Consider the following 10,901-nt stretch of genomic DNA (forward strand, 5'->3'; position numbering starts at 1 on the left):
GCCGGAGGGTCCTCGCGATCCCACGCGGCCCTGTGCGGCCCGCGCCCCTGCCGCGCGCGGCCCCTCGTGGGGCCCTCGGTCCCTCCCCGTCGCTCCCGGCCGGACACGGCGTCGCGCGGCCTCGCGGGGCCCGAGACCCCTCATGGGCGCCCGACCTCTCGGGTTCCGGTCCCGGGCGGGCCCGAGCGGAAGCGAACCCGGGCACGGAGGCGTTCCCGGCACGGGCGTCCCCTTTCCGGACGCGTCCACGACGGGGAGAGTGCGCCTTCGCGTCCTCACCAGGAGCGGGCGGCGCGCACCAGCATCGCCCGCACCCGCTCCAGGTGCGGGTGGTCTGAGGCCCCCGGGCGTCGGGCCAGGTACACCGTGTTGAACGGAGGATCCTCGGGCTCCAGCAGCGCCACCAGCCGGCCGTCCTCCAGGGCGCCCTGACACAGGTACCGGGGGAGCACCGTCACCCCGGCCCCGTGGATCACCGACGTCATCACCGCCCGAAGGTCGGGCACGGTGATCGCGGCCGTGTGGGTCAGCCGGACCCCGAACACGTGCCGCCAGTACCTGCGCGCGATGGGCAGGTCCTCCGCGTAGGTCACCAGGGGTGTGCCGCACAGGGCCGTGCACCCCTGCCGCCGGACGCGGTCCACGCCGATCCGCTCCGCCCAGGAAGGCGCGGCGACCAGCACGAACTCCTCGTCCATCAGGGGTTCGGCGAGCAGCATCCGACCACGGGGGCGCACCGTGGACACCACCAGGTCGTGCCGGCCCGCACGCAGCCCCTCCAACAGGTCGTCCGCCAGGCCGGTCCGTACGCGCAGGCGCAGCTCCTCGTCGTCGACCGACGGGGCCAGCGCGGGCAGCACACGTTCCCCGAGCAGCTCCGCGGGGCCCGCCAGACGCAGCGGCGAGGGCGGTGACGAGGCCGTGCCCGCCGTGCTCGCCTCGGCCGCCGTCTCCAGCGCGTCCAGGGGTCCCGCCACACGCGCGGCGAGCTCGTTGGCCTCGCCGGTGGGAGCCACCCCTCGGGGCAGCCGCTCGAACAGCGTGTGTCCCATCCGTCGCTCCAGGGAACGGATCTGGGTGGTGGCGGTCGGTTGTGAGATACGCAGCAGCCGGGCCGCCGCCGTGAGCGAACCGGATCGGTACACGGCCAGGAACGTGCGCAGCAGCTGGAGATCGAGGGGGCCCTCCAGAGCCGGCGGAGCGCCTCCGGGGACCGAGTCATGGGAAATCCTATAGGTCACCTCGATGATTCTATTGGTCATCGAATCTCGTGGAGGTCTACGCTCTAGGGCGCGCGCCCCGGCGCACGGAACCACCACGTCTCACCCAGGGGGAACAGCATGACCGTTGCCAAGGAAGTCCACCTCGTCGCCCGGCCCCAGGGGGAGCCGAAACCCGAGGACTTCGCGGTGGTCGAGACCACCGTCGTCGATCCCGGACCGGGACAGATCCTGGTCCGCAACGACTGGATGTCGGTCGACCCCTACATGCGCGGCCGCATGAACGACGCCGAGTCCTACGTCCCGCCGTTCCGACTCGGCGAGGTCATGGACGGTGGCGCGATCGGCACCGTCGTGGCCTCCCAGAGCCCCGACGTGCCCGTCGGAGCGAGCGTCCTGCACGCCAAGGGCTGGCGCCAGTACGCGCTCCTGGACGCCGACCGTGCCAGGGTCGTCGACACCGACGCCGCGCCCGCCCAGGCCTACCTCGGCGCGCTCGGTCTGGTCGGACTCACCGCCTACGCCGGACTGACCGCCGTCGCCGGGCTCAAGGAGGGCGACGTGGTCTTCGTCTCCGGTGCGGCGGGCGCGGTCGGCAGCCTCGCCGGCCAGATCGCCCGGCGGCTGGGGGCGTCCCGGGTCATCGGATCCGCGGGCGGACCCGAGAAGAAGCGTCGTCTGCTGGAGGAGTTCGGCTTCGACGCCGCCATCGACTACCGCGAGGGCGACCTGGAAGGGCAGTTGGCCGCCGCCGCTCCGGACGGGATCGACGTCTACTTCGACAACGTCGGCGGTGACCACCTGCGCGCCGCCATCCAGGGGATGCGTCCGCACGGCCGCGCCGCCCTGTGCGGGGCGATCTCGATCTACAACGCCACCGCACCGGTGCCGGGCCCCGACAACCTCGGCCTGCTCATCGGCAAGCGCATCAAGCTCCAGGGCTTTCTCGCCGGTGACCACGCCGACCTGGCCCCCGAGTACCACGAGCGCGCCGCACGGTGGCTCGCCGAGGGCGCTCTGCGCTCGGAGGAGACCGTGGTCGAGGGGATCGATCACGCCGTCGACGCCTTCCTCGGGATGATGCGCGGCGCCAACACCGGCAAGATGCTGGTGCGTCTGCCCTCCTGACCCACCCGACCCACACCAGAGCCGCGGCGCGACCCGTCGCGGCGAAGAACCACACCGTCGAAAGGCACCACCCCTTGCAGCACGTCACGCTGAACAACGGTCGCACCATGCCGCAGCTCGGCTTCGGTGTCTGGCAGATCCCCGACGACGAGGCCCACACCTCCGTGTCGGCCGCGATCGAGGCCGGATACCGCAGCATCGACACCGCCCGTGTCTACGACAACGAGAAGGGCACCGGTCGCGCGATCGCCGAGTCCGGGGTGGCCCGTGAGGACATCTTCCTCACCACCAAGCTGGGCAACGACGACCAGGGCTTCGACGCGGCCCTGAAGGCCTTCGACGCGAGCCTGGAGCGCCTGGGCACCGACTACGTCGACCTGTACCTGATCCACTGGCCCTGCCCGAAGCAGGACCTGTACGTCGAGACCTGGAAGGCGCTGGAGCGCGTCCACGCCGAGGGCCGCGCCAAGTCCATCGGTGTCTCCAACTTCACGCCGTCCACCCTGGGGCGTCTGCTCGGTGAGGCCGAGGTCGTCCCGGCCCTGAACCAGATCGAGCTGCACCCCTACTTCTCGCAGGGCGCGATGCGCGCGCTCAACGCGGAGCACGGCATCCTCACCGAGGCATGGAGCCCGTTGGGGCAGGGCAAGGGTCTGCTGGAGGACCCGGCCCTGGTGGAGATCGGCGCCGCGCACGGCAAGTCCGCGGCCCAGGTGGTGCTGCGCTGGCACCTGCAGCTCGGCAACGTCGTGATCCCCAAGTCCGTGACCCCGTCGCGGATCCGGGAGAACGTCGACGTGTTCGACTTCGAGCTCTCCGCCGAGGAGCTGGAGCGCGTCAACGGCCTGGACCGGGACGGGGTCACGGACTTGGGGATCACGACGTTGCCGAGCTGCAGGTGCCAGCGCAGCACCACCTGGGCCGCGGACTTGCCGCGGGCGCACGCCCCCGTGCGTGTGCCCGATCCCCCTGTGCGTTCCACGGCGCCCGGAAGCGGTGCGGCGGTGGTCCCGCCCCACGGGGCCGATGGGCACCGCCGGGGCGCCCCTCCGGAAGGGGGAGGGCACCGACCCTCCGCACTCCACCGGCCGTCCACCGGGCCCCCGGCGGGTCTCCTCCCGGTGACGGGGACGGGCGCGATGGGGTGGCGCTCCTGTGGCCCGTCCGGATCCCGCCCTGTCGCGAGGAGACCGGGATCCACACTGGCAAAGGTCGCGGCCCGGATCCATGATCGTTGGTGCACGGACGACGTGATCCTCAGTGCACCTTCGGCGACCTGGCCTTTCCTGCCGAGAACCGGGTGCGCGGCGGAGAACCGGCGTGCGCCCTCCGGTGGCTCTTGCGATGATCGTGTGTCGAGACCACACCGTGCACCCGTCCTCGGCCGGGTGGGAACGGAGCCCCCTGTGCTGACCACGAACGAGTTCACCAGCGAGAGCACCCCGGCCGAGCACCGCTACGACCTGTGCCGGGAACTGGTGTCCGCCGCCCCCTCCCCGATGAACCTGACCAGTGAGCACACCGCCGGATTCCGGATGTACCAGCGTGACGTGTTCCTCGGCCCCGTCCGGGTGTGGGCCATGGGCTTCGACACCGCGGTCCTGTCGCGTTCGGCGCGGCTCGTCGAGGAGTCGGATCCGCAGAGCCTCAACCTCTGTCTGCTCCGACACGGCGCGATGGAGACGTTCCAGAACGACCGCCTGACCTCCTGCGCACCGGACGACCTCTATCCGATCGACTCGTCCCTGCCCTTCGAGATGCGGGCGCGCAACGAGGGGGAACCGGTCGCCTTCCTCGGGGTCGAGGTCCCCAAGGAGTTACTGCGCGTCCCCGGCGGCTGGAACGAACCGCTCCCGGTGGGGCGGCTGTCGGGGCGTCAGGGTCCGGGGGCGCTGCTGGGCGGCATGCTCACCTCGTTGCTCGCCGACCCCGACCCCTACCACCCCTCGGATGGACCCCGCCTGAGCGTGGTCGTCGCGGACCTGGTGTCCGCCCTGTTCACACCGGCGGGGGAGACCGAACCCCGGGCGGCCGCGGGCGGGGGACGCGACGAGCTCCTGCTCAGGACCCAGGCCTACATCCGACAGCACCTGGACGACCCGAGGCTCGACCCCGACCGCATCGCGGCCGCGCACCACATCTCCACCGGCTACCTGCACCGCGTGTTCCGTCAGGAGGGTCGCACGGTCGGGCGGTGGATCCGCGACCGGCGTTTGGAACGGGCCCGGCGACGTCTGGAGGACCCCGCGCAGCACGCGGTCCCCGTCCACCGGATCGCGTTCGACTGTGGCTTCGCCCACCCGGAGGTCTTCAGCCGTACCTTCCGTAAGGAGTTCGGGGCCTCACCGACGGAGTACCGGAGTGACGTGATCCGGCGCGGATCCCGCGGAAGGTGACCCCGTCGACGGTCGGCACGTGCGCGAAGTCACCGCGCACGCGCCGCCCCCGGCGAGGTCATGCATCCCATGATCGGCGGAGCCGGTGATCGGGTACCCGGGGCTCGGCGGGACACGGGGCGAAAGTAAACGTCGACGGGGTTCGTTGACCGTTTCCGGCCGAATGCGCAGCCCTGGCACCAGGGCGAACATGCCCAACAAGGGACACTTCGCCGGGGGTAGGAATGAGGGCGACGCGGCTGTCGGACCACACCTCCTCGCGGCTCGTGCCGTTCGAGTGGCGAGGGGCCCGACAGAGGCGTACAGTCCTCTCTGGTGCGCCGGGTAGTCAGGACGGCGAACACCCCATCTCTCTACGCGAAACCAGATCCATGACCGTCGTCCCCCTTCGCACTGCGCGTGTCTACCGCTCCGAGAACGCCGAGCGGTCCGTGCACGCCTGGTGTCACAAAGCCCTGAGCCAGTGGCCCGAACTCGGACCCCTTCCGCCCGTGGAGACCCGTCTGGGCCCCACACAGGCCTTCCGCGGCCTGGGTGGACCCGGAACTCCCGTGTTGGTCCTGTCGGGCACCAACTTCAACGCCGCCACCACGGTCCCCGCCGCCCGCGCTCTCGCCGCGGACCGGCCGGTACTGCTGGTCGACCCTCCGGGGCAGCCCGGTCTGAGCTGTGGTCGGCGCAACGCCGGCGCCCGGATCGAGACCTACGGTGCGTGGCTCGACGAGCTGCTACCGCGCATCACCGACCGCCCGGTCATCGTCCTGGGGCACTCCCGGGGCGCCGCGATCGCGCTGTCGTCCACTCCGAACCCGTTGGTCGCGGGGCTCCTGCTGCTCAACCCCGCGGGGTTGACCGCCGCCGGGGTCAGCTCGGAGTCGATGCGCGCCACCCTGCCGTGGATGATCCACCCCAACGAGCAGACCAGCACCCGCCTGATCGAGTTCCTCAGTGGGCCGTCGACGGACACCGGGTGCGCGGAGCACCGGTCCGAGGCGGAATGGCTGACGCTGGTCTCCCGCCACTGTCGTACGAACTACACGCCGACTCCGCTGTACGGGGAGTCCTTCCGGGCCTGGGCCGATACGCCGGTCTCCGTGGCCACCGGGTCGCACGACCCGTTCTTCTCGCCCGCACGACTGCATGGGCCGGCCCGACGGTTCCTCGACACCGAGGTGCGCACCATCGAGGGCGCCGGGCACCTGTCCCTCTACGAGCAGCCCGAGAAGGTCGCCGAGCTCCTGCGCGAGTTCGACGCCTGACCACACCGACGACCCGCGCGTCCGACCCGGTCGGGCGCGGCGGGACCGCCGCCGGTCACCCTTGCTTCAACGCACGCCGCAGTTGCGGCACCGACGTGAACACGTGACCGCGCAGCCCCAGTTCGCGGGCGGCGGTCACGTTGGCGGTGTTGTCGTCCACGAACAGGATCTCCTCGGCCGGGACCGCGAGCCGTTCCAGGCACCAGTCGAACGCCGCGGCCTCCGGTTTGGCGTGGCCGATGCGGCAGGACAGCCCCAACACCGGGAACAGTCCGAACACGTGCGGGAACCGCTCCTCGAAGCGGTCCGCCAGCTCCGTGGGGATGTTCGACAACAACCCCAACGGCGTACCGTCGTCGATCAGCCCCCGGATCACGTCGACCGTGTCCTCGTTGATCGCCGACCAGCTGTCCAGATCGAGTGCGAGGAGTCGGGCCACCTGTGCGTCGGTGAACGACGCCTCCAGCCGTGCGCCCACGGCCTTCCAGTACTCGGGGCCGTCGACGTCCCCACGGTCGTAGCCGTGTCGCTCCGCCCAATAGGCCGTCCAGAAGGCGTCGTGGTCGTGTCCGGAGTACTCCACCATGGCGTCGCGGACCGTCGGCGACTGGTTCTCGGCGACCACGCCGAACATGTCGAACAGCACGGTGTTCACAGACTTCTCCCGGGGGTCCGAAGGTCGGTACGCCGGGGCTCCTTCCCCGTGCGGGCGGGCCTCGAACGTGCGGCCCGAACGGGCTCCATGGTAGGCACGGGAAGGACGCCTCCGCGGGTCGGTGCCCGGGCCCCGCGCGCGGCGCCCACCAGCGCGGACGGACACATCTCGTGCGCCCCCAGGGCCGGCGGCCGTGGCGGCGCACCGGGAGGCGACCCGTCCCCGGTGCCGGTTCCGAGGCGGTGTCGGCGCGCGGTCCCGCGGGCCACGCGGCGGCACGAGCCGGCGGGTGGGTGATTTCTCACGCCTCATCACCCCGTATCCGCTTGGTCATAAATGACGATAAGCGTTTATTCCGCTGATCCTGGGGAGTATGGGTTCACGCACCGCGTGCGGGAAAGGAAATGGGGATAAAGCCTGCGCCAGTGCGTATCCTGTCCCGAGCGCGGCGGGTGGTGAAAAGCTTCCAGCACTCCGCCGTACAACCCCGAACCACCAGAAAGCAGTCGGCATGCTCGCAAAGCTGGCACGCAAGCTGGGTCTGGTCACCAACCCAGCGATCTTTTTCGTCTCGGCCGCGTTGACCATCGTCTTCGTGGTGTGCGCCATCGCCTTCACCGATACGGTGGACCTCGTTTTCGGTGCCACATCGGAGTGGATCCTGTCCCGTATGGGATGGCTCTACATCCTCGGCGTGACGACATTCCTCATCTTCCTGATCTGGATCGCGTTCGGTCGCTACGGACACATACGCCTGGGGCCGCCGGACAGCCGGCCCGACTACAGCAACATCACCTGGTTCTGCATGCTGTTCGCCGCCGGCATCGGCAGCATCCTCATGTTCTGGGGCGTGGCCGAGCCCATCAGCCACTACGCCAATCCGCCGCAGCAGAACGTCGATCCGGAATCCGTGCAGGCCGCCCAGCAGGCCATGGGCTTCACCCTCTACCACTTCGGTCTGCACACCTGGACGATCTTCTGCCTCCCGGCCCTCGCCTTCGCCTACTTCGTCTACCGCAAGGGGCTGCCGTTCCGGGTCAGCTCGATCTTCTACCCGTTCCTCGGTGAGCGGATCAACGGCCCGTTCGGACGGTCCATCGACGTCTTCGCGGTCTTGGGCACCCTCTTCGGCGTCGCGGTCACCATCGGTCTGGGCACCATGCAGATCAACAGTGGCCTCAACACGCTCTTCGGTATCGAGGAGAGCCGCCTCAACCAGGTCATCCTCATCGCCGTCGTCACCTGCATCGCCGTGATCTCCGTGGCCTCCGGCCTCGACGTGGGCATCAAGTGGCTCTCCCAGGTCAACATCGTCATCGCGGTGGCGCTGCTCGTCTTCGTCTTCCTCGCCGGGTCCTCGCTCTACCTGGCCAAGGGCATCATCGAGACCACCGGTGTGTACCTGCAGTGGCTCATCCCTCTGTCGTTCTGGAACGACACCTTCGGCAACACCGGCTGGCAGGGCTCCTGGACGGTCTTCTACTGGGCGTGGACCATCACCTGGTCGCCGTTCGTCGGCATCTTCATCGCCCGCATCTCCCGGGGACGCACCATCCGTGAGTTCGTGCTCGGTGTCCTGGGTCTGCCCACCGCGTTCAGTATCGTGTGGTTCGGCGTCTTCGGTCTGTCGTCCTTCGACATCGAGATGAACCAGGGCGGTGGCCTGGTCGAGGAGGTCGTGGACCAGGGCGACATCCCCGGGGCGCTGTTCTCCTTCCTCACCCACTATCCGTGGACCACGTTCGTCTCGGCGATGTGCATCGTCATCGTCATCATCTTCTTCACCACCTCGTCGGACTCGGCGTCGCTGGTGGTGGACATGCTCTGTTCCGGCACGGAGAACTCCCCGGTCCGGCAGCGCGTGTTCTGGGGCATCACCGAGGGGGTGGTGGCCGCCACCGTGCTCACCGCCACGGGGGTGGGAGGGTTGGACGCCCTCCAACAGACGATCATCGTGTTCGGGCTGCCGTTCTTCATCATCGGTTTCTTCATGATGATCGCGCTGGTCAGGTCGCTCCAACAGGAAGCGGCCGAGGGGTCCGGTGCCCAGCGTGAACGCACGGTCTCCCTGGCGGCGCGGGCGCGCAGGCTGCGCCGCAGGAACCGGCGCGGCGGCGGGCCGGTCGGCGGAGGCGCGAACGGCAACGGCCGGCGGGTCGAGAACGGGGAGTTCTGACCCCACGCACCGGCCCACCGGTCCGATCGGTCCGGTGAGTCGGTCGTCGAAACGACACGGGTCGGCCCCGAGGCGCTGCGAGAGCGCTTCGGGGCCGACCCGCTTCACACGGTGGGTCCGACCGCCCCCGACCACCCCGGCGGGTGACCCAGGACGGGCAGAAGGACCTCGTCGACGATGCGCCGCTCGTATCCCTCCGGTGGCAGTTCGCCCGGGTGGTCCACGGCGTATTTGAGCATCAGGGACTCACCGATGTCGGCGGTGAGCTCGTTGACCCTGGCGGGGTCGATGTGCCCCAGCGCGGCGTAGTGCTCCATCACGCGTTGGGTGAAGCGCCCGCCGAGGGGTTCGTACACCTCCGCCCACATCCGACGGTGGAGTTCCGGGCGCATCGTGGCCTCGGCGTTCACGGTCAGGAGGGCCCTTCCCAGGGTTCGGTCGCCCATGAGGTCGCGGGTGAGCCCGATCGCGGCGATGAGATCCCCGCGCAGGTCGTCGGCGCCGGCCGTGGGGGTCTCCTGCGGATAGTGGTGACGGATGGCCTCGATGAGGATGTCCTCCGGCGTGGACCACCGCCGGTACAGCGAGGTTTTGGCGGTCCCTGCGCGCCGGGCGATCCCCTCCATGGTGAGCCCGGACGGTCCGGTCTCGGCCACTTCCAGAAGGACCGCCTCATGGATCGCGTCGAGGAGTGCCTGCCCGCGCCGGCGCGTGGTCTTGGCCGCCGGCCGTTCGTCGTCGGTCATGTGCGCCCGATCATAAGAAACGATGCCGTAGTTTATTCTGTGTTCAGATACGCCATCGTATCCAAGTTGAACCACCGAGGAACGGAGCCCCCATGAGCCGAGCATCCTCACCGGCCGGGGCGCCGGGCGGCACTCTCGCCCGGCGCTCCCTCGCACCCGACCTGGCCCGCGGATTCATGCTGCTGGTCATCGCCACCGTGCACGCGCACATGTTCCGCCAGATCGTCGGCGGTGCCGACGGCCTCAGCCTGGCCGGAACCCTGGACGTCGCGGTCACCGGCTTCATGACCCTGTTCGCCGAGTCCCGCGGCTACCCGATGTTCGCCGCCCTCTTCGGCTACGGCCTCGCCCGGATCCACCTGCGCCGCACCGCCGAGGGACGCCCCTGGCCCTGGGTGCGTTCCCTCGTGCGGCGGCGCGGCCGCTGGATGATCGTCATCGGTTTCCTGCACACCGCGCTCCTCTTCTACGGCGACATCATCACCGTGTACGGGCTCGTCGCCCTGCTGCTGGCCGGACTCCTGCGCCGCGGCGACCGGCGCCTCCTCGCCACGGGTCTACTCTGGGCCTCCGTGGGGGTGCTGGTGTACGCCATGGCGGAGGCCGGCGCGGCCTCCGCCGGTCTCCCAGCGCAGTCCCTGGAGGTCACCCCTCTGGTGGACCTCGCCATGCGGCTCGCGGTCTGGCCGGTGATGACCGTGCTCATGCTCGGTATCTCGGTTCTGCCCTTCACCGTGGGGGTCTGGGCGGCCCGACGGCGCATCATGGAGGAACCCGAACGACACCTGGGGTTCCTGCGCCTGGTCGCGCTGGTGGGCATCACCTCCGCGGTGATCGGCGCGATCCCGCAGACACTCGTCATGGTCCAGGTCTGGCAGCCCGGCACCGTTGCGCTGGCCGCCGCCAAGTGGGCCCACGTGGTGTCCGGATACGCCGGCGGTTTCGGGTACGCCGCCGCCATCGCGCTGGTCGCGGTGGCGATCGGGGGCCGTCGAGGACCCGTCGTGCGGGCGCTCGCCGCCACCGGTCAGCGGTCCATGACCTGCTACCTGTTGCAGTCCGTGGCCTGGGTCGTCCTGTTCCTGCCCTACACCCTCGATCTCGCCGGACGGTTCGATGACGCCGGGGCGGTCCTGGTCGGCGCCGCGGTCTGGGCGGCCACCGTGGTGATCGCCGCCGTCATGGACCGGTACGGGGTCCGCGGCCCCGCTGAGACGTTCCTGCGCCGGATGACTCGCGGCCCCGGTGTGAGGGACGCGGCCGTGCCCGAGGAGGAGCCCTCCCCGGCGGCGCGGGACTGAGCCCGGCCTCGGCGCGGAAC

At 70.2% G+C, this 10,901-nt stretch carries 8 protein-coding genes and 1 pseudogene; 6 read left to right on the top strand and 3 right to left on the bottom strand.

The genetic code is table 11. The features are described 5' to 3' along the window. Positions 1 to 275 precede the first annotated feature (275 nt). Positions 276 to 1,241 (bottom strand): LysR family transcriptional regulator, encoded by a 966-nt coding sequence (locus tag DSY14_RS25610; protein ID WP_374224060.1) that lies wholly within the window; start codon positions 1,239 to 1,241, stop codon positions 276 to 278. 99 nt (positions 1,242 to 1,340) lie between these two features. Here DSY14_RS25610 and DSY14_RS25615 point away from each other — a divergent pair, with 99 nt between their 5' ends. The 4 genes and pseudogenes from DSY14_RS25615 (at position 1,341) to DSY14_RS25625 (ending at position 6,003) form a co-directional block, all read left to right on the top strand. After that, positions 1,341 to 2,348 carry an NADP-dependent oxidoreductase gene (locus DSY14_RS25615; RefSeq protein ID WP_211719178.1) on the top strand — a complete coding sequence of 336 codons (1,008 nt, stop codon included), beginning with the start codon at positions 1,341 to 1,343 and terminating at the stop codon, positions 2,346 to 2,348. 74 nt (positions 2,349 to 2,422) lie between these two features. Further along, positions 2,423 to 3,208: pseudogene (locus tag DSY14_RS29035) on the top strand (aldo/keto reductase); the annotation flags it as partial. 279 nt (positions 3,209 to 3,487) lie between these two features. After that, a complete protein-coding gene (locus DSY14_RS29045) occupies positions 3,488 to 4,744 on the top strand; it encodes a helix-turn-helix domain-containing protein (protein ID WP_283091700.1) in 1,257 nt (418 codons plus the stop codon). Positions 4,745 to 5,115: 371 nt separating this feature from the next. Continuing rightward, positions 5,116 to 6,003 (top strand): alpha/beta fold hydrolase, encoded by an 888-nt coding sequence (locus tag DSY14_RS25625; RefSeq protein ID WP_211719180.1) that lies wholly within the window; start codon positions 5,116 to 5,118, stop codon positions 6,001 to 6,003. A 55-nt stretch (positions 6,004 to 6,058) separates the two neighbouring features. Here DSY14_RS25625 and DSY14_RS25630 read toward each other — a convergent pair whose 3' ends face one another. Beyond that, a complete protein-coding gene (locus tag DSY14_RS25630) occupies positions 6,059 to 6,658 on the bottom strand; it encodes an HAD family phosphatase (protein ID WP_211719181.1) in 600 nt (199 codons plus the stop codon). A gap of 511 nt (positions 6,659 to 7,169) precedes the next feature. Between DSY14_RS25630 and DSY14_RS25635 the strand changes: the two genes are divergently transcribed. Next, positions 7,170 to 8,834, top strand: coding sequence for a BCCT family transporter (locus tag DSY14_RS25635; protein ID WP_211719182.1), 1,665 nt, complete (start codon positions 7,170 to 7,172; stop codon positions 8,832 to 8,834). Between the two features lie 104 nt (positions 8,835 to 8,938). Here the strand turns inward: DSY14_RS25635 and DSY14_RS25640 are convergent, their stop codons facing one another. Continuing rightward, positions 8,939 to 9,580: a TetR/AcrR family transcriptional regulator gene (locus DSY14_RS25640; protein WP_211719183.1), complete on the bottom strand. Its 642-nt coding sequence runs from the start codon at positions 9,578 to 9,580 to the stop codon at positions 8,939 to 8,941. A 92-nt stretch (positions 9,581 to 9,672) separates the two neighbouring features. Between DSY14_RS25640 and DSY14_RS25645 the strand changes: the two genes are divergently transcribed. Beyond that, positions 9,673 to 10,881, top strand: a complete 1,209-nt coding sequence (locus DSY14_RS25645; protein ID WP_211719184.1) for a DUF418 domain-containing protein — start codon at positions 9,673 to 9,675, stop codon at positions 10,879 to 10,881. Positions 10,882 to 10,901: the final 20 nt, after the last annotated feature.

Origin of the sequence: Nocardiopsis sp. MG754419, assembly GCF_018207095.1 — a bacterium.
Taxonomy (GTDB): Bacteria; Actinomycetota; Actinomycetes; order Streptosporangiales; family Streptosporangiaceae; genus Nocardiopsis.

Excerpts from the sequence above, each read along its gene's own strand:
- DSY14_RS25625 (WP_211719180.1), top strand. The coding sequence starts at position 5,116 with ATGACCGTCGTCCCCCTTCGCACTGCGCGTGTCTACCGCTCCGAGAAC.
- DSY14_RS25645 (WP_211719184.1), top strand. The coding sequence starts at position 9,673 with ATGAGCCGAGCATCCTCACCGGCCGGGGCGCCGGGCGGCACTCTCGCC.
- DSY14_RS25635 (WP_211719182.1), top strand. The coding sequence starts at position 7,170 with ATGCTCGCAAAGCTGGCACGCAAGCTGGGTCTGGTCACCAACCCAGCG.
- DSY14_RS25640 (WP_211719183.1), bottom strand. The coding sequence starts at position 9,580 with ATGACCGACGACGAACGGCCGGCGGCCAAGACCACGCGCCGGCGCGGG.
- DSY14_RS29045 (WP_283091700.1), top strand. The coding sequence starts at position 3,488 with ATGGGGTGGCGCTCCTGTGGCCCGTCCGGATCCCGCCCTGTCGCGAGG.
- DSY14_RS25615 (WP_211719178.1), top strand. The coding sequence starts at position 1,341 with ATGACCGTTGCCAAGGAAGTCCACCTCGTCGCCCGGCCCCAGGGGGAG.